General features: G+C 67.5%; 15 protein-coding genes and 3 tRNA genes. 7 read left to right on the forward strand and 11 right to left on the reverse strand.

The annotated features are described in order from the left end of the window. Window positions 1–233: 233 nt before the first annotated feature. Window positions 234–2,195, forward strand: a complete 1,962-nt coding sequence (gene dnaG, locus FOE78_RS10130; RefSeq protein ID WP_143986181.1) for a DNA primase — start codon at window positions 234–236, stop codon at window positions 2,193–2,195. An 80-nt stretch (window positions 2,196–2,275) separates the two neighbouring features. Next, a complete protein-coding gene (locus FOE78_RS10135; RefSeq protein ID WP_143986182.1) occupies window positions 2,276–3,175 on the forward strand; it encodes a sigma-70 family RNA polymerase sigma factor in 900 nt (299 codons plus the stop codon). Between the two features lie 9 nt (window positions 3,176–3,184). Here the strand turns inward: FOE78_RS10135 and FOE78_RS10140 are convergent, their stop codons facing one another. The 6 genes from FOE78_RS10140 to FOE78_RS10165 form a co-directional block, all read right to left on the reverse strand. Continuing rightward, the gene (locus FOE78_RS10140; RefSeq protein WP_143986183.1) at window positions 3,185–3,511 is read right to left on the reverse strand and encodes a type II toxin-antitoxin system PemK/MazF family toxin; all 327 of its coding nucleotides are present in this window, start codon (window positions 3,509–3,511) and stop codon (window positions 3,185–3,187) included. After that, the gene (locus FOE78_RS10145; RefSeq protein WP_168207458.1) at window positions 3,508–3,720 is read right to left on the reverse strand and encodes an antitoxin MazE family protein; all 213 of its coding nucleotides are present in this window, start codon (window positions 3,718–3,720) and stop codon (window positions 3,508–3,510) included. Before FOE78_RS10145 ends, FOE78_RS10140 begins: the two co-directional genes overlap by 4 nt. A 96-nt stretch (window positions 3,721–3,816) precedes the next feature. Further along, window positions 3,817–3,889: transfer RNA gene (locus FOE78_RS10150), tRNA-Glu, on the reverse strand. A 58-nt stretch (window positions 3,890–3,947) separates the two neighbouring features. After that, a tRNA-Asn gene (locus FOE78_RS10155) sits at window positions 3,948–4,020 on the reverse strand. Between the two features lie 80 nt (window positions 4,021–4,100). Next, entirely contained in the window at window positions 4,101–4,754 is a 654-nt protein-coding gene (locus FOE78_RS10160) for a hypothetical protein (protein WP_143986185.1), read from the reverse strand. Between the two features lie 40 nt (window positions 4,755–4,794). Next, window positions 4,795–6,261 carry an alpha,alpha-trehalose-phosphate synthase (UDP-forming) gene (locus FOE78_RS10165; protein WP_143986186.1) on the reverse strand — a complete coding sequence of 489 codons (1,467 nt, stop codon included), beginning with the start codon at window positions 6,259–6,261 and terminating at the stop codon, window positions 4,795–4,797. Window positions 6,262–6,386: 125 nt separating this feature from the next. Here FOE78_RS10165 and otsB point away from each other — a divergent pair, with 125 nt between their 5' ends. Continuing rightward, the gene (otsB, locus tag FOE78_RS10170; protein WP_143986187.1) at window positions 6,387–7,250 is read left to right on the forward strand and encodes a trehalose-phosphatase; all 864 of its coding nucleotides are present in this window, start codon (window positions 6,387–6,389) and stop codon (window positions 7,248–7,250) included. A 28-nt stretch (window positions 7,251–7,278) separates the two neighbouring features. On the opposite strand, the gene FOE78_RS10175 is transcribed toward otsB, so the two are convergent. After that, the gene (locus FOE78_RS10175) at window positions 7,279–8,493 is read right to left on the reverse strand and encodes a class I SAM-dependent methyltransferase (protein ID WP_143986188.1); all 1,215 of its coding nucleotides are present in this window, start codon (window positions 8,491–8,493) and stop codon (window positions 7,279–7,281) included. Between the two features lie 154 nt (window positions 8,494–8,647). Then, window positions 8,648–9,700, reverse strand: coding sequence for an aldo/keto reductase (locus FOE78_RS10180; RefSeq protein ID WP_143986189.1), 1,053 nt, complete (start codon window positions 9,698–9,700; stop codon window positions 8,648–8,650). 260 nt (window positions 9,701–9,960) lie between these two features. Here FOE78_RS10180 and FOE78_RS10185 point away from each other — a divergent pair. Further along, window positions 9,961–10,034: transfer RNA gene (locus FOE78_RS10185), tRNA-Ile, on the forward strand. Window positions 10,035–10,334: 300 nt separating this feature from the next. Here the strand turns inward: FOE78_RS10185 and FOE78_RS23850 are convergent. Both FOE78_RS23850 and FOE78_RS10190 read right to left on the reverse strand, forming a co-directional pair. After that, window positions 10,335–10,502 (reverse strand): hypothetical protein, encoded by a 168-nt coding sequence (locus FOE78_RS23850; RefSeq protein ID WP_210414911.1) that lies wholly within the window; start codon window positions 10,500–10,502, stop codon window positions 10,335–10,337. After that, complete coding sequence (locus tag FOE78_RS10190; RefSeq protein WP_210414912.1) at window positions 10,475–10,915, reverse strand: DUF488 domain-containing protein; 441 nt, start codon at window positions 10,913–10,915, stop codon at window positions 10,475–10,477. The genes FOE78_RS23850 and FOE78_RS10190 overlap by 28 nt, the downstream gene beginning before the upstream one ends. A gap of 190 nt (window positions 10,916–11,105) precedes the next feature. On the opposite strand from FOE78_RS10190, the gene FOE78_RS10195 reads away from it, so the two are divergent. Genes FOE78_RS10195 through lhgO form a run of 3 tightly spaced genes read left to right on the forward strand, consistent with a single transcriptional unit; the run spans window position 11,106 to window position 19,722 of the window. Next, window positions 11,106–17,630, forward strand: a complete 6,525-nt coding sequence (locus FOE78_RS10195) for a DUF7507 domain-containing protein (RefSeq protein WP_143986190.1) — start codon at window positions 11,106–11,108, stop codon at window positions 17,628–17,630. A gap of 27 nt (window positions 17,631–17,657) precedes the next feature. Beyond that, on the forward strand, window positions 17,658–18,524 hold the full coding sequence (locus tag FOE78_RS10200; protein WP_228266137.1) for an exodeoxyribonuclease III: 867 nt from the start codon (window positions 17,658–17,660) through the stop codon (window positions 18,522–18,524). A 1-nt stretch (window position 18,525) separates the two neighbouring features. Then, window positions 18,526–19,722, forward strand: coding sequence for an L-2-hydroxyglutarate oxidase (gene lhgO / locus FOE78_RS10205; RefSeq protein ID WP_210414913.1), 1,197 nt, complete (start codon window positions 18,526–18,528; stop codon window positions 19,720–19,722). Window positions 19,723–19,729: 7 nt separating this feature from the next. Here lhgO and FOE78_RS10210 read toward each other — a convergent pair whose 3' ends face one another. Continuing rightward, window positions 19,730–20,479 carry a GNAT family N-acetyltransferase gene (locus FOE78_RS10210; RefSeq protein ID WP_168207459.1) on the reverse strand — a complete coding sequence of 250 codons (750 nt, stop codon included), beginning with the start codon at window positions 20,477–20,479 and terminating at the stop codon, window positions 19,730–19,732. Between the last annotated feature and the right edge of the window lie 56 nt (window positions 20,480–20,535).

Raw genomic sequence — 20,535 nt, forward strand, 5'->3', positions numbered from 1 at the left:
CGCGAGCCTATCCGTGGACGGCCGACTCCAGCCGCACCCGAAACACTCCCGCACCCGATGTCGCCCGGGCCATACACAGCCGCACCCAAAATCTTCCCCCGCACCCGATGTTTCGCGTGCGCGGGTCGGTTTTGGGTGCGGCTGTTGGCGGACCGCCGGGACGGTGCGTTGGCCGTCGCGGCTGCCCGAGTTCCGGCGTACGGATCGTCGGCGCCGACCATTACACTCGGCCCGTGGCCGGCCGGATTAACGAGGAAGACATCGCGGCCGTGCGCGAGCGCGCGAAGATCGAGGACGTCGTCGGATCGTACGTGATGCTCCGCAACGCCGGCGGTGGCTCGATGAAGGGACTGTGTCCCTTCCACGACGAGTCCACCCCCAGCTTCAACGTCACCCCCGCCCGCGGGCTCTGGTATTGCTTCGGCGCCTGCAGCGAGGGCGGCGACGTGATCAGCTTCCTGCAGAAGATCGAGAACCTCACCTTCGCCGAAGCGGTGCAGAAGCTGGCCGACCGGGTCGGGATCCAACTGCGGATCAGTGACGACGGTGGACCGCGGATGCCGGCCGGGCTGCGGGTCCGGCTGATGGAGGCGCACAAGGCCGCCGCCGAGTTCTTCGCCGAGCAGCTGAGTACTCCGGACGCGCTGACCGCGCGACGCTTCCTGGCCGAGCGTGGTTTCGACCGCGCCGCAGCCGAGGAGTTCGGTGTCGGTTACGCGCCGCGCGGCGGACGGCAGCTCGGCCAGCATCTGAAGGGACGCGGCTTCGCGGAGGAGGAGTTGATCACCGGCGGCCTGCTGCGGCAGCGCGGCTACGACTTCTTCTCCGGCCGGCTGCTGTGGCCGATCCGCGACGCCGGCAAGTCGGTCGTCGGCTTCGGCGCCCGCCGCATCTTCGACGAGGACCGGCTGCCGGCCAAGTACATCAACACCCCGGAAACCCCGCTGTACAAGAAATCTCACGTGCTGTACGGGCTGGACCTGGCCCGGCCGGAGATCGGCAAACGGGCCCAGGCGGTGGTGGTCGAGGGCTACACCGACGTGATGGCCGCCCACCTGTCCGGGGTGAAGACGGCGGTCGCCTCCTGCGGCACCGCGTTCGGAAACGATCATGCGCGGATCCTGCAGCGGCTGATGGGGGACCAGGGCAACGGCGAGGTGATCTTCACCTTCGACGGCGACGCCGCCGGGCAGAACGCCGCGCTCAAGGTGTTCTCGCTGGACTCGGCCTTCATCACCCAGACCTACGTGGCGATCGAACCGACCGGGTTGGATCCGTGTGATCTGCGACTGCAGCACGGCGACGCGGCGGTGCGTGAACTGGTCGGCCGGCGGATGCCGCTGTACCGGTTCGTGATGGACAACGTGCTGAGTAAATACGATCTTGATCGGGCCGACGCCCGGGTGGACGCGCTGCGCGAGGCGGCGCCGCTGGTAGCCAGCGTCCGAGACCGCGGCAAGGTCAGCGAATACATTCGGGAGCTGGCCAAATGGCTGGGAATGGATCCCGAAGAGGTACGCCATGAGGTCAATCGGGTCGCCTCCCGGGCGTCCCGGCGACCGGCCCAACCCGAGCAGGGCGGTCATCGTGATCAACGCGGGCACCGTGATCAAGCCCAGTCCCAGCGGCCCGAGGCACCGACGGCCGCGGCGTCCTCGCCCAGCACACCGGGGACAGCGGCGGCGGCCGACATCCTGCCCGACCCGCACGATCGCAGCCTTGGTACCGAACGGGAGACCGCGAAGCTGATCATCCAGGTGCCGCAACTGTTCGGTGACGAGCTGTCCCGGCTCACCTCCGACGACTTCACCCACCCGGCCTACGCCGCGGTGCTGCGGCACGCGCACAAGGCGGCAGCCAACCCGCCGGCATCGAACCCGTCGGCGCCCGATCCGTTCTCCGATTGGCCGCGCCGGGTCGCCACCGCCGAGGACAACCCGTGGGTCAACTCGCTGGTGATCGCGCTCGCGGTCGAACCGCTGCTCACCGCGGCGCCGACCCACGGTTACGTGATCGCGTACACCTCCAAGCTGCGGGTGAACACGGTGAGCCGGCAGATCGGCCGGATCAAGTCCCGGCTGCAACGCACCAATCCGGTCCAGGACCCGACCACGTACAACAAGACCTTCTCCGAGCTGGTGATGCTGGAGGCGCAGCGCAAGCAGCTGCAGATCCGGAGTTTGTCCGGCGGCTGAACCTCGGTGGCTGAGCCTCGGCGGGGCCCGCCGGGACCGATACGGGCAACACCTGCCCGGATGCGGGCAACACCGGCACCGTGTCGGACGACACCCGTTCGGCCACGCTGTCGATCATGGACGAGATCGGACTCGCGTTGCCGCCGGCATCGCTCACCGCGGCGGACGAATCCCAACTGGCCCAGGAGATCGAGGCCGGACTGCTGGCCGGCGAGGCTCGCGCGTCCGGCGGGCGTTCGGATGCCACCGAGGCGGAGTTGATCATGCTCGAGCGGCTCGGCCAGCAATCGGTGCGGCGTCTGATCGAGTCCAACCTGCGGCTGGTCGCCCTGGTCATCAGGCGGGACGCCGGGCGCAGCCGGGTGGGCAACAACGAGCTGTTCCAGGAGGGCTGTCTGGGGTTGATCGAGGCGGTCCGTCGGTTCGACCATCGGCGCGGACTGCGCTTCGCCACCTACGCGCTGCATTGGATCCGCGCCTATGTCGGCGCGCTGTCGGCGACGCGCGGCGGCGGACTGAATCTGCCGTACAGCCAGGCCGAACGGGCCCGCGAGCTACGCGGGCTGCAGACTCACCTCTCCCAGCAACTCGGCCGGCTGGCGTCGACGACCGAGGTGGCGACCGCCGTCGGCCGTGACGTCGAGTGGGTGGAGTGGATGCTGTCGCACACTCCGATCACCTTGCTGGCCGAGCAGGATCTCAGCGTGCTGGAGTTGCCGGACGACCGGGCGGCCGAGGAGTTCGAGTCGGTGCTGCGGACCGACCTGCCCGGCCGCGAACTGCTGGTCGGGCTGAACGAGCTGGAGCGTCGGGTGATCGAGCTGCGGTACGGGTTCACCGACGGCTCCGAACACAACACCAGTGAGGTGGCTCGCCGGCTCGGTGTCAGCCGCGCCCGCGCCCGCCGCTGCGAACTGCGAGCGCTGGAGAGACTGCGCGCTGTCTATCCCCAGCAGGCCAGCGCCCACCTGTACTCCTGATCTCCCAGCTCATTGGCCCAGCCCTAGGAACAGGGTGATCATCGGCGTCAGCTGACGGAGCAGATCTTCATCGAGTTCGCCCAGGCGGCTGCGCAGGTTCACCCGCTTGACCGGGCCGAGCTTGTCAATCTGCAGCCAGGACCGCTTGTCCAGACCGTTGGTGGCGTCGGGTTCGACCTGGAGCCTGGCCAGGGGCGCATCGGCGTCGGCGCTGGTGAACGGAACGACCAGGACTGAATCGGTTGCGTCGAAACGGTCATTCTGAATGACCAGAACCGGGCGGGGTTTGCTGGCGTAGCCCGTCCCAGCGCCGATCCAGATGTCGCCGCGCTTCACTCGCCATCCCAAACCTCGGCGACCATCGCCTCCATCCAGGCTTGGTCCTCCGCCTCGGCGGGGGAGTTGCGGATGTTCATGGCCTGGCGGTGGGCTTCCTCGGCGAAGCCGGGGGCGTTGACGTCGGGGATCCAGATCTGCACCGGGCGCATGCCACGGTGGCGGAGGCGCTCGCGGTGTTGGCGTACGCGTTCGGTGGATGTACCCATGCAGCCATTGTTACATGCAACGTCGGACCGGTAGTCCACCTGCTCGGATGCACGAATGCCCAGCCAGAATCGATTCTGACTGGGCATCCACCTAGGTGACCCCAGCGGGATTTGAACCCGCGTTACCGCCGTGAGAGGGCGATGTCCTAGGCCGCTAGACGATGGGGCCAAACGTGCACCTTCGTTGACTTGATCCCGAGCTCGGGACTCCGTCGTGGAGAGCTGCGCTCCCCGGACTGGACTCGAACCAGTAACCCTGCGGTTAACAGCCGCATGCTCTGCCAATTGAGCTACCGAGGATCGTGCCGTTCAGGCGCGGAAAGGAACATTAGCAGGACTCCCGGCCGATGCGAAATCCGGTCCGAGCGACCTGATCGAGGCTACCCGTCGGGGTCGTACGCGGCCCGTAGACCGGTTGCCGCCTCGGCTGCCAGCTCGCTGATTCCCGGGGTGTCCCAGCCGACTCCGGCGGGCAGCGAAACCCGCCATTCGATCGCGGCCGCGGTGGCCGACAGGTCGCGTCGGCCGGAGATGATCACGCCGCGCCGGCGGTCGGTCTTCCGGGTGATCGGCTCGATCATCCGCGGCCGGATCTGGCTGCCGTCCAGCTCCAGCGGGATGAAACGCTGGATCGCGATCGAGGCGGAGACCCGATCGCGGAACACCACCGGCAGCCGGCCGGGCTCGAGCAGGCTCAGCGCCCCGTCCTCGGTGGCCGACCAGCTCGGGTCGGGCCGGCTGCCGGCCGGCGACTCGAGGTAGGCCTTCCAGCGCAGCGTGTTGCTGTCCGCGTCGAAGCTGCCGCGCTCGATCCGATGCCAGGCGACGTGCCGCCAGTCGAGTTGATCATCGTCGCCGGCCGCGATCGACAACAGCCCGGTGGAGGCGATGGCGTACTGCCGGTCGGTGCCGAGCTGCCAGGCCAGTACGGATCCGGGGTTGCGTCCGACGGCCTCCACCGCGGACTGCCAGGACCCGTACACGGCACGCTTCAGCCCGCGCCGGACACCGGTCCGGAACTTCTCTGCGGCCATGATCAACGTTCCTGCGCACCGGTCATGATCAACGTCTCGATCATCGCGACCGGGTGCAGGAGCCGAGATCGTCCAGGAAGTTCGTGGCCCAGCGATCGATGTCGTGCTCGAACACCTGCCGGCGCAGGATCCGCATCCGCCGGGCCTTGTTCCGGGGAGCGTCGGTGGCGGCTTCCAGCATCCGTTCCTTCATCTGGTTGATGTCGTACGGGTTGATCATGTACGCCTGCCGCAGCTCTCGAGCGGCGCCGGCGAACTCGCTCAGCACCAGTGCGCCGTCATCTGCTTGCCGGCAAGCGATGTACTCCTTGGCGACCAGGTTCATCCCGTCCCGCAACGGCGTCACCACCATCACGTCCGCGGCCCGATACAGTGCGGCCATCTCGTCGCGCGGGTAGAAGGAGTGCATGTAGTTGATCGGCGGCCGGCCGAGCTGTCCGAGCTCGCCGTTGAGCCGGCCGACCAGCCGCTCGATGTCGTCCCGCAGCCGCTTGTACTCCTCGACGCGTTCCCGCGAGGGGTTCGCGACCTGGACGAAAACCGCGTCCTCGGCGTCCAGCAGGCCGTCGCTGATCAACTCGCCGAACGCGCGCAGCCGTTGGTAGATGCCTTTGGTGTAGTCGAGTCGATCCACACCCAGGAACAGGTATTTCGGGTCGCCCAGCTCGTGCCGGATCTCCTCGGCCCGCTTGGCGGTCTCCGGCAGCCGGGCGTTGTCGTAGAACTCCTGGGTCTGGATCGAGATCGGATACGCCCGGGCCAGCACCCGGCGACCGTCCGGCAACTCGATGCTGCCGCGTTGGGTCGGATAGTGCGCCAGTTGGCGGACCAGCCGGGTGAAGTTCTGTGCGCCGCCGTTGATCTGGAAACCGACCAGATCGGCCCCGAGCAGACCTTCCAGGATCTCTCGGCGCCACGGCAACTGCTGGAAAAGTTCAGTGGGTGGGAAGGGAATGTGCAGGAAGAAGCCGATCTTGAGATCGGGTCTGCGCTCCCGCAACATCTGGGGTACAAGCTGGAGTTGATAGTCCTGGATCCACACCACCGCGCCGTCGTCGGCGATCTCGGCGGCGCGATCGGCGAATCGCCGATTCACCTTGAGGTAGCTGTCCCACCACTCACGGTGGAACTCGGGGTGGGCGACCACGTCGTGGTAGAGCGGCCACAGGGTGCCGTTGGAGAAGCCCTCGTAGTAGTCCCGTACCTCGACCCCGCTGAGCGGCACCGGGATGATCTCCATGCCGTCGTGGGTGAACGGCTCCAGATCCTCGTCCGGGGCACCGACCCAGCCGACCCAGGCGCCGGCCCGCGACTTCAGCACCGGCTCGAGTGCGGTGACCAGCCCGCCCGGCGACGTACGCCAGTCGGAGTTGCCGTCCTCGTCGATGTCTCGGTCCACCGGTAATCGATTGGCCACCACCACGAACGAGGCGGGGGACAGGCCACCGTTCGGGGTCCCCGATCTGTCGGACGGTTCGGATCGCTCGCTGCTAGCGGCGGCGGTCATCTCGTGCCTCCCCAGTTGTCTGCTTTTCGACCCTACATTGGGCATTTCCTGCGGCCGGTCCCAGGTTCTTCTGCTGCCGGCGACCGGTTACTTACCCACAGGAACGGCCCGGCAGACTAGGGGCCGTGAGTGAGCAGCATGAGGGAGAAGTTCTGGCCGTCCCGAAGGTCCGTACCGATCCGGGCCGGGAGGCGATCAAGGCGATCCTGGCGGATCCCGAAGGCACCGTGATCGGACTGGATTTCGACGGCACCATCGCGCCGATCGTGCCCGATCCGGAACGCGCCCATGTCGATCCGGCCGCGGTCGCGGCGCTGTCCAGGCTGGGTGCCCTGGTCAAGGCCGTCGTGGTGATCACCGGGCGGCCGGTGCGGACCGCGGTCCGATTGGGCGGCTTTCGTGATCATGACGGACTGCGGCAGATGACCGTGCTCGGCCAGTACGGAGTGGAGCGCTGGGACGCGGCCGACGATCGGTTCAGCGGGCAGCCCGAGCCGCCCGAGATCGCCGAGGTGGAGGCCGCGTTGCCCGACCTGTTGGCTCAGCTCGGGCTCAGCGGGGCGCGGACCGAACACAAGGGCCGCGCGATCGGCGTGCACACCCGCGAACTGCCGGACCCGGGCGGTGCCTTCACCGAGCTGCTGCCGGCGTTGAGCGAACTGGCGACCGCGCACGGCCTGCGGCTGGAACCGGGCAAGTACGTGCTGGAGATCCGTGCGGCCGGCAGTGACAAGGGCGACGCCCTGCGCGACTTCGCGTCCGAGGTCAAGGCTCGGCAGATCATCTTCATCGGAGATGATCTTGGTGATCTGCCGGCCTTCGACGCCGTACGGGATCTGCGGGATCAGGGCACGCCGGGCTTGTTGATCTGCTCCGCCTCCGACGAGCAGGACGCGTTGGCCGATCATGCCGACCTGATCGCGACCGGCCCGTCCGGGGTGGCTGCCTGGCTGACCGAGCTGGCCGATGCCCTTGATCAACAAGGTTGATCCGGTTTGATCAACGACGCCGGTCGGATCAGCGGTTGATCACCCAGGCGCCGGGTTCGTCGTCGAGGCGGCCGCGGGCCGGCACCGACGTCTCGCCGTCCACCGGATAGCCGCACCGCCGCAAGGCCTCGGCGCCGCTCAGCTCACCGCCGCCGCTGTATCGACTGAGCAGCAGCCGGCCACCGGGTGCGACCACCTGGTCCAGCAGATGCTTGATCAACTCCGGGTAGCGGTGCGGACGGATCACGTCGATGATCATCGCCACCACATCGAACCGCAGACCGTCCGGGTGACGCCAGGTCAGCGCATCACCGACCCAGATCCGATCGGCCCACTGCGGCAGCCGCTGCCGCGCCCGGTCGACCAACGCCGGCGAGTGATCGATTCCGTACGGCTCCATCCGATGCCCGCGCTCCGCGGACCAGGCGACCACACTCTCCATCAGCAGCCCGTTCGCGCAGCCGATGTCGAGGAAACTTCCGTCGCTCTCGATCGCATCACAGAGCTGCTCGCGGGCCGCACGCCACTCCTGCGGCGTACCACCGAAGCCTGATCCACCCTCGGCGGTCTCGGCCCGCAGGTAGGACGGGTCCAGCAGCCGGCGCAGATCCTCGACCGCCTGCTCGTCGGTCAGTTCGCGGCGTGCCCGATCGGCCAGCTCGACCGACGCCGCCAGCGTGCCGTCGCCTTGGCTCCGCAGGAGTTCGGTCGCCTCGGACGACGGCCCGGTCCACCACCGCGCGTCTTCGCGATGAGGTCGGTTGCCGTAGTAGCGAGCTCCGTCGACCCAGAGCAGGAGGTGCCGGCCGTCGGTGGAGACACCGGCCACATGGGTGCCTTGTCGCCGGAATCCCGCGTCCTGCAACGGAATTCTCAATGCGCTGTCCAAGATCGGATCCTCGCCCGGCTCGACGGCACCAGTCGGGATCCGGAAGCCGTCGAGTGTGTCGACCATGATCAACTCGCCGTCGGGCAAGAAGCAGCAGACGGTCAGCCGTTGGACCCGGCGCAGCTCGAGGTCGCGATAGCTCGCCGGCCGCAGTCGATCAAGATCACGAACCAGGCGCGGCCAGGATCGAAAGCCGTGTTCGCGCGCCACGACGCGTTGTGCAGCGGCCAGTTGAGCCGTCTGCGGATCGGTGTCGAGCCGCCGGGCGGCGTCGAGATCGCCGGCTCGGGCGTTGTTCAACAGCCGTTTGGCGTCGCGCCGCAGTTGATCAAGAGTGGGTCGGGTGTCGGACATGATCTCCTCCGTCGATGCCCGGTGTCCGCATCACGGGCAGGAAGTGATCTGTTGTCGACCGAGAGACTGCTGCTGAGGTGGACTGACATCCTTCCCGCGGACCGGTGGCGCCCTCGACGCACCGGTCCGACTCTACCGGACAGTTCGGTACGACTCAGTTGGGTCGCTTCGGACCGTGCAACACCTGATCGGCGGCGTTGAAACGCTCGCGCGAGGCGGCGCGCTGGTGCCAATGCGGATAGATGATGTCGGGAGCACTGGCCACGTCCAGGGCGTCGATCTCGTCGGCGGACAGGACAAGATCAGCAGCACCGAGGTTGTCGACCAACTGCTCCTCGCGGCGGGCGCCGATCACCAGCGTGGTGACACCGGTCTTGGCCATCAGATAGGCGAGCGCGGTCTGCGCCGGCGAGGCGCCGTGACCGTCGGCGACCTTGATCAACAGGTCGACGGTGTCCCAGAGCTTCTCCGGGTTGCGGACCGGCGGCTCGCTCCAGTCGGTGATCTGCCGGCCCTCGGACGGTTGCTGATCACGGCGGTACTTGCCGGTGAGCAGGCCGCCGGCCAGCGGGGCCCAGGCCATCACGCCGAGACCTTGATCAACAGAGACCGGGATCAACTCGTACTCGGCGTCCCGGGCCTCGAGCGAGTAGTAGATCTGGTTGCTGACGAAGCGCTGCCAGTTGTGGGCGTCCGAGGTGGCCAGCGCCTTCATCACCTGCCAGCCGGCGAAGTTGGAGACGCCGAGGTAGCGCACCTTGCCGGACTCGACCAGCACGTTGAGCGTCTGGAGGTATTCCTCCGTCGGCGTCAGCCCGTCCCACTCGTGGACGTGGTAGATGTCGACGTGGTCGGTGCCCAGCCGGGACAGGCTGCTTTCGATCTGCTCCAGGATGTGCTGCCGCGACAGTCCTTGATCATTGGGCCCGTCGGCCATCGGGAAACGTACCTTGGTGGAGATCAGCACCTGATCCCGGCGACCCTTGATCGCCTTGCCCACAAGGGTTTCCGACGCGCCGAGGCTGTACATGTTGGCGGTGTCGATCAGATTGACGCCGGCATCCAGGGCAATGTCGACCTGTCGTCGTACGCCGGCCTCGTCGACGTGCCCCAGCATCGAAGCCGTCGCCTCCGTACCGAAGGTCATGGTGCCCAGCGTCAAGGTCGAGACCCGCAGTCCGGACCGTCCGAGTTGTCGGTATTCCATCAAGATCCTCCGTTGTGATCATTGCGGTTCGCTGGATGCCAACCTAGGACACCGTGACTCAGGGGACACGACGACCTGCGCTGATCGGTGCTCAGACCGTCGCGAACAGAATCGCCCGCTGATGGATCGGGATCGCGGAAATCCGGGGGTTTCGAGGAAATCAGCGGGCGATCGTGTTCGCGAGCCCTCCGCGACCTCGGCCGCGGCCAGGTGTCGGGTTCGTGGCGTCGGCCATTAGACTCGGCCGGTCCAGGCACGTCGGGGCGGTAGCTCAGCCGGTCAGAGCAGGGGACTCATAATCCCTGGGTCGTGGGTTCGAGCCCCACCCGCCCCACATATCGCTGCGCGCACCACGCCGCTGCGGATGCCGGCGATCATGCTTCAGACCCGCGGACGAGCACGCGTTAGGTGCCTAGTCCCATCATCAGCGTGATCATCGGGGTGAGTTGGCGTAGCAGATCGGGAGCGAGGTCGCCGACGTGCTGGCGCAGGCCAGTCCGTTTGAGTGCAGTGATGTTGTCAACTTGTAGCCACCACGTTTTGTGCAGGCCATTGGCCGAGCCGAAAGTTACATGCAACTTGGAAGCGGTCGGGTTGAACGCTGTCGGGATCCGGCCGAGCCCGTCGGACCCGGTCACACCAGTGGATAGACGAGTTCGCCGTCCTGATCGGTGACTGGCTCGGCGCCCCAGCGGCCGAGTTCGTGCCGGCGCGGCGGATCGTCGCCGAACAGGTGCCAGACGGTCCAACCTCGCGCTGTGAGGGTGTTGGCGATCAGCAAGCGGTGGCAGCGCCAGGGCATCGGCTCACCGCACAACAGCACGTACGGCGGTCGGTGGCGAGTTCGGTCAGCCGATCGATTCCGTTCCGATAGTCGTCGGTCAGCGTGTAGTCGGCGTAGTTCTTGAAGCTGGGCTGCTGCCATCCGGCATTGCGTACGGGATCAACCTCCGGCTGACGCCGCCGTCGGCCGCCGAGCTCCGGCAGATGGACGTAATCGATGCCCGCGTCCGGCAGCCACCGGCGCATTTCGTCCTGGCCGAACTGCGGATTGCGCCGTGAAGCCGGATGAGCTCGTACGTCGGCGAGCAGTTCGATGTCGTGCCGACGCAAGGGCGCCAGAAACACCTCCTGGGCGCAGGTCCAGTGCCCGATCGTCCAGATCTCACCCGGCGGGACGTGCGGCGTTGATTCGGTGGATTTCGGCGCTGACATCCGGGCCGAGCCTACGGGCCGATCCGCCGACGTCGGTAACGATTGGGCGCTCAATCTGCGGTCGACAGGGTTCCACCCTGTCTGTGTTCGACGCTAAGGTCCCGTTCAGTGTCGTCGAAGCTGCGGCGGCACACCGAGGGGATACCGGCGGACAACTGTGCCGGGCGTCCCGCGAGAGTCGAGGTGGACGTTGAGCTGGAGCGTCGGGCATAGGAGAAGACATCGGCTACGCGGTGTGCTCGCGCTGGCCCTCTCCTTCTTCCTGATGGTCGGGCTGACACTCGCAGGCGGTTTCGTCCGGCCGACATCGGCCCAGGCCGCCACCAACACCACGTGCAACTTCGCCGATCCGGGCACCGGCACCTACGCCTCGACGCTGTGCTGGTTCGACCTGGGCGGTTACAACCAGGCCCAGGCCGCCAGCGGGCAGGACATGTCGGTCAGCATCCCGGGCGGCTACACGATGAACTTCAGGCTCACGTCCGTTGACGGCGGAGCAAATCTGTACGCGACCAAATTTCCAACGTATCCGGACGCATTTCTTGGCAACAACGGCTTCTACAGCGGGGTAGCGGGAAATCCCGCCCTTTACCAGCGCACGAACGGCCGCACCTCGACCATCACGCTGAACAACTTCTCGCTGACCAACTCCGCCGGCCAGCCCGTCAACGGCTACGCCCTGGTCGGCGCCGACGCCGAGTCCACCGACTCGAGCGAGTCGATCACCTGGCAGTCTTCCGATCCGATCACCTCGCTGGTCGCAAACGAGCGCGACAACGGTCTCGGCAACGCCTGCGGCGGCGGTTTCACCGGCATTGGGTCGACCACGGTGAAATGCACCGGCAGCGGGTCGAGCCAGAAGACCGGCACTGCGATCGTGGCGTCGCAGCAGCCCACGAGGTTCTCCCAGACCATGGTCGGCGGCGGCCTCCAGGCAGTCGCCTTCGGCGTACTCGTCTCCAGCGTCCAGCTGAACAAGAAGCTCGTAAACCGCTTCGACAACGACTCCTTCGACATCAGCATCACTCGTGGCGAGGAGACGATCGCCGGCGACAGCACCGGGGGCACGGGCACCACGGCCAGCACCGGTCAGCGGACCATCGTGGTCGGCGCGAACGGCACCGACCTGACGCTGGCCGAGGCGGCGAACCCCGGAAATCTCGATCTCTACGACGTCGACTGGTCCTGCACCAGAAACGGTCAGGAGGACTCTGCCCTGCCGACCGGGGACGTGGGCACCAGTGCCGGCGTGCACCTCGATGTCGGCGACGCCGTCGACTGCACGATCACCAACACCGGTCATGCGCGAAGTATCAGCCTGCTCAAGCGGGCCGGCACTCCGGTCGACGTCAACGACAACGGCATCACGGACGCCGGCGACACCATCGACTACACATTCGTGGTCACCAACACCGGTGACACCGACATCGCAGGTGTCACCGTCGATGACAACAAGGTCGGCTCGGTCACCTGCCCGCCGGGCACCCTGCAACCCGGCGATCGGGTCACCTGCACGCTCGACACTCCGTACACGATCACCGACGCGGACCAGGACGCCGGGCAGGTGCACAACACCGCGACCGCCACGGGCACCGTGCCGGGCACCAACACCGACGTCACCTCCAACGACTCGGAGACGAACACCCCGGTCGTCGTTCCGGACCCGGACTTGACGCTGGTGAAGTCGTTGGATCCGGACACCGCCTTCCGGGCCGGCGAGCAGGTCACGTACACCTTCACCGCGACCAACACCGGCAACGTGCCGCTCAGCGGCGTGGACATCACCGACACCGAGTTCAGCGGCAGCGGTCAGATGTCCGCGCTGGACTGCGGAACTGATCGTGATCTTGACCCGGGCGACCAGTTGACCTGCACGGCGACGTACGAGTTGACCCAGGACGACATCGACGCAGGCCAGGTGACCAACACCGCAGTAGCCAACGGCTCCGCTCCGGATGGTACGGAGGTGAGTGACACCGACGATGCCCGTATCCCGGTGCAGCCGGATCCGAGCCTCCTACTGCTCAAGACCGTTGATCCTCACCGGGTCGACGGGCCGGGGGCGACGGTGACCTACACCTTCCGGGTGCTGAACACCGGCAATGTCACGCTGAACGACCCGACCATCGACGAGACGAACTTCACCGGTTCCGGCCCGGTGCCGAAGGCCGATTGTCCGACCGGTCCGTTCGCCCCCGGCAAGTTGATCACCTGCAGAGTGACCTACACCATCACCGATGCGGATGCCGATCAGCACGAGGTGGTCAACGCCGCCACCGCGACCGCCACCACGTCCGGTGGCGAGGACGTCACCTCCAACACCTCTCGGGCGATCGTGGTGATTCCTCCGCGGCCGGAGATCACGATCGACAAGACGGCCGATCCGACCACCGTCGATCAGGCCGGCGACACCGTCGAGTACAGCTTCGTGGTCACCAACACCGGCAACGTCACCCTGCACGACGTGACCGTCAACGACGTCACCTTCAGCGGCACCGGCAACCTGGGGACCATCAACTGTCCCGACGACAGCCTGGCTGCCGGCGACACGACGACCTGCACCGCGACCTATCAGGTGACCCAGGACGACATCGACGCCGGCGAGATCACCAACAGCGCCAGCGCAACCGGGACGCCGCCGGGTGAGGATGCTGAGCCGGTCACCTCGCCGCTCGACGACGCCCGGGTGACGGCGGACCGGAATCCGGCGATCGAACTGGACAAGACGGCCTCGCCGAAAACGTACAGCCAGCCCGGCGACATGATCCGCTACACGTTCACCGTTACCAACACCGGCAACGTGTCGCTGTCCAACGCCGAGGTCACCGAAACCCAGTTCACCGGCAGCGATGAGGGCCCGGCGGTGTCCTGCCCGGTCGGCGTGTTCGCGCCGGGGGAGTCGGTCGAATGCGTGGCCGACTACACCGTGACCCAGTCCGACATCGATCGCGGCAGCATCCACAACACCGCGACCGCGACCGCCGATCCGCCGTACGACACCGATCCGCCGACCTCCGACCCGGACTCCGCGGTCGTCACGGCCGACCGGAACCCCGCGATCACGCTGACCAAGACGGCCGACCCGACCACCGTCGACCGGGCCGGCGACCAGGTCACGTACAGCTTCGTGATCACCAATACCGGCAACGTGACGTTGCGCAACGTCGGGATCGAGGAAACGAAGTTCAGCGGCTCGGGCAGCATTTCCCAGGCGGACTGCCCGGTCCGCACGCTGGCGCCCGACGACAAGGTCACCTGCACGGCGACCTATGTCGTCACCCAGGACGACATCGATGCCGGCAAGATCACAAACACCGCAACCGCGGACGGCACCCCGGCCGGTGGGGGAGACAAGGTCACTTCGGACCCCGACTCGGCTCGGGTCGATGTTGATCAAGCTCCGAAGCTGCGGCTGGCCAAGAACGCCGACCCACATGATCAGCTGACCGCCGGTCAGCAGATCAACTACACGTTCACCGTCACCAACACCGGCAACGTGACCATGTCCGACGTGAACGTGACCGAGGACAGCTTCAACGGCTCCGAACCGATGTCGGACATCAGCTGCCCGGACGCCGCAAGCTCGCTGGCGCCGGGTGATCAAGTCACCTGCACTGCGACCTACATCGTCACCCAGGACGACGTCGACCGCGGCACCCTGGACAACACCGCGACCGCGCACGGCACCCCGCCGGGCACCAACGCGCCGACGGATTCGAACGACGACAGCGTGAGGATTCCGCAGCCGGCCGAGCCCGGGATCAGCCTGACCAAGTCCGCCGACGTGACGACCTACCAGGCCGGCCACCAGGTCACCTACTCGTTCACCGTGACCAACACCGGCAACGTCTCGCTGCGGGACGTCGCCGTCGACGAGGGCGACTTCAACGGGTCCGGGTCGCTGTCGGCGATCGACTGCCCTTCTGACCAGACCGACTATCTGGCCCCCGGGGAGCAGGTCGTCTGTACGGCGACCTACACCCCGTCGCAGGCCGATGTCGATCAAGGAAATCTGACCAACACGGCGACCGCGCACGGCACCTCGCCGGACGACGAACAGATCAATTCGGATCCGGACACGGTCAGGATCACCAGCAACCGGACCCCGGGACTGAGCATCGACAAGGTTGCCGACCAGACCGAACTGACCCCCGGCGAGACCGTCACCTACAGCTTCCTGGTCACCAATACCGGCAACGTCACCCTGACCGACGTCAACGTCACCGACGACGAGTTTAACGGGGCCGGCGACCTTCCCACGCCGAGCTGCCCGCCCGAGGCGGCGTCGTTGGCGCCCGGTGATCAGGTCGTCTGCAGCAGCACCTACCCGGTGACCCAGGACGACGTGGACCGCGGCACGTTGGACAACACCGCCACCGCGCACGGCACCGACCCCAGCAACGACCCGGTCGACTCCGATCCGGATTCGGCCACGGTGCCCGCCGAGCAGCAGCCGGCGCTCACGCTGGCCAAGCACGCCGACCCGGTGCAGGTCGCCGCGGCCGGTGACACGGTGCAGTACACGTTCGTGGTCACCAACACCGGCAACGTCAGCCTGCACGACGTGGACGTGTCCGACGACGCGTTCTCCGGCAGCGGAGATCTCTCCGCGATCAGCTGCCCGCCAGCCGCTGCGACCATGGCACCAGGTGACCAGATCACCTGCACCGCCGACTACACCGTGACCCAGAAGGACCTCGACGCCGGCCGGATCACCAACACCGCAACCGCGCACGGCACCCCGCCCGGCGGCGGCCAGACGGACTCCGACCAGGACTTCGCCGTGGTGGACGCCGTCCAGGATCCGCAGCTGCGGTTGGACAAGTCGGCCGATCCGGACGATCGGCTGGTGGCCGGCGAGACCATCACGTACACGTTCACGGTGACCAACACCGGCAACGTGACGATGCACGACATCAAGATCAGCGAGGACGAGTTCAATGGCTCCGGGTCGATGTCTGAGGCCAGTTGCCCGGACGCGGCCACGACGCTGGCGCCGGGTGATCAGGTCGACTGCACCGCGACCTACACCGTCACCCAGGCCGATGTTGATCATCAGGTGCTGCACAACACCGCGCACGCCACCGGGCTGCCGCCGGACAGCGACGATCGGGTGTCGTCCAACGACGACAGTGTGGTGGTGCCGCAGGAGTCCGAGCCGTCGATCACGCTGACCAAGACCAACGACGTCGAAGGCTCGTACGAGGTCGGCAAGCCGATCACGTACAGCTTCGTGATCACCAACAACGGCAACGTGACCCTGACCGACACCGGCATCACCGAAGGCGACTTCAACGGCACGGCCGACCTCACCGACGTCACCTGCCCGGACCGGGCGCAGTCGCTGGCACCGACCGATCAGGTCACCTGCACCGCGACCTATCTCCCGACCCAGGCTGATGTTGATCAAGGAACGCTGACCAACGTCGCCACCTCGCATGGCACCCCGCCGGGCACCGACGAGCCGATCAGTTCGGATCCGGCGAGCAGTACCGCCAAGGCCGCGGCGAAGCCGGCGTTGACCGTCGTCAAGTCCGCCGATCCGGACACCGTCAGCTCGGTCGGCCAACAGGTCGACTACTCGTTCGTCGTCACCAACACCGGCAACGTGACGCTGACTGACGTCGGCGTCATCGACACCGACTTCTCCGGCACGGGATCGGCGCCGACAGTGTCCTGCCCGGACACGTCGAAGGGGCTGGCTCCCGGCAAGAGCATCACCTGCACCGCGACGTACAGCACCACCCAGGACGACCTCGACGCGGGCAAGATCACCAACACCGCGACCGCGCACGGCACGCCGCCGGGCACCGACCAGCCGGTGACCTCCGATCCGAGCAACGCCCGGGTGGACGTGCAGCAGAATCCTCAACTCGCGTTGGACAAACAGGCCGATCCGCTGACCTACAACGGAGCCGCCGACAAGATCACCTACAGTTTCGTGATCACCAACGTCGGCAACGTGACGCTGACCAAGATCACCGTGGACGAGCGCGACTTCAGCGGCACCGGAAAGCTGTCCAAGCCGGACTGCCCGGACACCGAGCTCGCGCCCGGGGCGAGCACGACCTGCACCGCGCAGTACGAGGTCACCGAGGACGACGTCGATGCGGGCAAGATCACCAACTCCGCGGTCGCCACCGGACTCCCACCGTCCTCGTCGCAGCGCGTCACCTCCAACGAGGACTCGGTGATGGTGACCCAGGCCGCGCAGCCGGCCGTCGCCCTGCAGAAGACGGCCGACGTGCAGACGGTCAACGACGCCGGCCAGGTGATCACGTACACCTTCACCGCGACGAACATCGGCAACACGGCGCTGCGCAACGTCGAGATCAGCGAGGGCGACTTCACCGGCCACGGTGACCTCGGGCCGATCCAGTGCCCGCCGACCGACATCCTGCCGATCGGTCAGACACTGACCTGCACGGCGACCTACCAGGTCGATCGGGCCGATCTGACCGGCAGTCCGTTGCAGAACAGCGCCTCGGTGACCGGGACCGATCCGAACGGCAACCCGGTGTCCGCCGAGGCCTCGGCCACCGTCGGCACCGAACCGCCGGCACCGACTCCCACGCCGTCGCCGAGTCCGGCACCGCCGGCAACCGGCGGTTTGCCGAACACCGGCACGTCGTTCGGTCCCGGTGTGCTGGTCGCCGGACTGGCCGCCATCGCCGCGGGACTGACCCTGCTGATCGCTCGCCGTCGGCGCGACTGACAGCCCACTGCGGCTACGGTGGTGCGGGTGAGAATCGCCACCTGGAATGTGAATTCGATCAAGCAGCGGATGCCGCGGTTCCTGCCCTGGCTGGACGAGCGGAAGCCCGATGTCGTGTGCCTGCAGGAATTGAAGCTGGATGATCTTGGTTTCGCCGGGCTGCTCGGCGGCGAGCTGGAACGGCGCGGCTACCGGTCGGCGGTCTACGGCGAGGCGCAGTGGAACGGGGTGGCGGTGCTGTCCCGGGTCGGGCTGGACGACGTCGAGCTCGGCATCCCCGGCGCGCCGGGGTTTCCGCACCCGGAGGCCCGCGCGGTGTCCGCGACCTGCGACGGCGTACGGGTGCACTCGCTGTACGTGCCGAACGGCCGGGTGCCGGACTCCGATCACTACCAGTACAAGCTGGCCTGGCTGTCGGCGCTTCATGATCACATCGCGGCCGGGCCCGAGGAGGTCGTGGTCTGCGGTGACATGAACATCGCTCCCGCCGACGCCGACGTCTATGATCCGCAGGCCTACATCGGACAGACCCACGTCACCGCCCCGGAACGCGCGGCGCTGGACCGGCTGCTCTCGGTCGGGCTGCACGACGTGGTCCGGGAGCGCTGGCCGATCGAGCGGGTGTTCAGTTACTGGGACTATCGCGCCGGCATGTTCCACCGCGACCTCGGGATGCGGATCGACCTGATCCTGGCCGGTTCGCCGGTGGCGTCGCGGGTCGCGGCGGCCTGGGTGGATCGTCAAGCCCGTAAGGGAAAGGGGCCCAGTGATCATGCTCCGGTGATCGTCGATCTGGACACTGCGCCGGACGGCGACATCGGACCGGTGGTGCCGCCGCCGTCCGCGCCGGTCACCACCCAGGGTGCGGTCCGGTTGCCGCAGGACCGGCGCTGAGGTGGCCCGGTCCGCTGACGCGCCCCGGATCGGCATCATCGGCGCCGGCGTGGTCGGACTGGCGCTGGCTCGGCGGCTGGCGGCCGAGGCCGAGATCGTCGTTGTGGACAAGGAGAATCAGGTCGCGGCTCACCAGTCCGGGCACAACTCCGGGGTGGTGCACTCCGGCGTGTACTACGCGCCGGGATCGTTGAAGGCGCGGCTGTGCCGCCGCGGTGCCGTGCTGCTGCGTGACTACTGCCGGGACCGCAACCTGCCCCATCGCGAACTGGGCAAGGTGATCGTCGCCCGGGACGACCGTGAAGTCGTACGGCTGCGCGAACTGCAACGCCGCTCCGAGGCCAATCAGGTGCCCGGCATCCGCTGGCTGTCGGCGGGGGAGCTGACCGAGCTGGAGCCCGCGGTACGCGGTAGGGCGGGTCTGCACTCGCCGTCGGCGGCAATCGTCGACTTCCGTCGGGTGGCCCGGGCCTACGCCGCCGATGTCGAGGCGGCCGGCGGCCGGCTGCTGCTCGGACAGGCCGTCACGTCGATTCGTCGCCAGGGCGATCGGGTGGAGCTGATCGCCGGCGAGCAGCGGATGATCTTGGACCGGTTGATCATCTGCGCCGGTCTGCACAGCGACCGACTGGCGCGGATGGCAGGTGATGAACGAGGACCCATGATCATCGCCTTCCGAGGCGAGTACTACCGGCTCGTGGCCGAACGGTCCGGGCTCGTCAACGGCCTGGTCTACCCGGTGCCGGACCCGGCCTATCCGTTCCTCGGGGTGCACTTCACACCCGGTGTCGACGGTACGGTCCACATCGGCCCGAACGCGGTGATGGCACTGGCTCGGGAGGGCTACCGGCGCCGCGACGTTGATCTTGCCGATCTTGTTCGCGAGCTGAGCTGGCCGGGCACCTGGCGGCTGGCTCGGCGGCATTGGCGGGCCGGCGCACGTGAGCTGTACGGCTCGATGATCAAGCGGGCCTACCTGAACGAGGCCCGAAGCTACCTGCCGGCGTTGTGTTCACAGGACGTGGTCCGCGCCCCGGCCGGGGTCCGTGCCCAGGCGTTGGACGCCGACGGCCAGTTGGTGGACGACTTCAGGATCAGCACCATCGGCCCGATCACCGCCGTACGCAACGCCCCGTCGCCCGCGGCAACCTCGTCACTGGCCATCGCCGAGCACATAGCCGACCTGCTGCACCGCTGACCTGAGCTCAGGCCAGCTCGGCCGCCGCGAGCTCCCGGTAGTCGAAGCCGAGCTTGCGGTAGGTGCGGACCGCGGCCGGGTTCGGTTCGTCGACCATCAGCCCCACCGCACCGCGCTCCCGCAACGATTCGCCGGCGATCAGCCGGCAGACCCGTTCGGACAGACCGTTGCCGCGTACGTCGGGATGGACCGTCACCCCGGCGATGAAGCCGATGTCGGGTGCCGACCAGGCAAGCGCGGCAACGGCGATCAGCCGATCATGATCATCGCGGATGCCCGCCCACCGTTCGACCGCCGAGTCGCCCGGCTTCGCGTACGAGTCGGGGTTGCCGGCGGCGATCAGCTCGTCGATCGCCGCATCGTCCTCCGGGTGCAGCCAATGGGCGTCGCTGACCTCGTCGTCGAGCGGGTCCGCCCGGTCCATCCAGCCGAATTCCCCGGCCACCCGCAACCCGCGAGCATCGTCCAACTCGACCATGTCGCTCAGCCCGCGGATGAGACGGCGTTCTCCGAACGGGCGAAAGCTGTCGCCGACCTCGGCCATCACCAGCGGAAGCAGTGACGCCGCGCCCGCCAACGAACCATGCACCGCGATCCGATCCTTGGTGGCCAGTGCCGGCGTGGCGATCGCAATCCCGGCCCCGTCGTCGGTGGCCCAGCCGCGGCTGCGCCCGTCCAACCCCTGCGCCGCCCACCGGCAGAGCAGATCGTCACCGGACAGCTCCACCAGTTCCTCGAGATCAGCGATTTCCCGCACCCGACCATCTTGTCCCACCTGCCCATCCGGCCGGACAGCAGGATCGGGTGAGATAC

This window comes from Microlunatus elymi (assembly GCF_007362775.1).
GTDB classification, from domain to species: Bacteria; Actinomycetota; Actinomycetes; order Propionibacteriales; family Propionibacteriaceae; genus Microlunatus; species Microlunatus elymi.

What these genes read in the sequence shown, in the direction of transcription:
- FOE78_RS10145 (WP_168207458.1), bottom strand. Translation starts at nt 3,720, where the DNA reads ATGGGTACATCCACCGAACGCGTACGCCAACACCGCGAGCGCCTCCGC.
- FOE78_RS10160 (WP_143986185.1), bottom strand. Translation starts at nt 4,754, where the DNA reads ATGGCCGCAGAGAAGTTCCGGACCGGTGTCCGGCGCGGGCTGAAGCGT.
- FOE78_RS10165 (WP_143986186.1), bottom strand. Translation starts at nt 6,261, where the DNA reads ATGACCGCCGCCGCTAGCAGCGAGCGATCCGAACCGTCCGACAGATCG.
- FOE78_RS10175 (WP_143986188.1), bottom strand. Translation starts at nt 8,493, where the DNA reads ATGTCCGACACCCGACCCACTCTTGATCAACTGCGGCGCGACGCCAAA.
- FOE78_RS10180 (WP_143986189.1), bottom strand. Translation starts at nt 9,700, where the DNA reads ATGGAATACCGACAACTCGGACGGTCCGGACTGCGGGTCTCGACCTTG.
- FOE78_RS23850 (WP_210414911.1), bottom strand. Translation starts at nt 10,502, where the DNA reads ATGCCCTGGCGCTGCCACCGCTTGCTGATCGCCAACACCCTCACAGCG.
- FOE78_RS10190 (WP_210414912.1), bottom strand. Translation starts at nt 10,915, where the DNA reads ATGTCAGCGCCGAAATCCACCGAATCAACGCCGCACGTCCCGCCGGGT.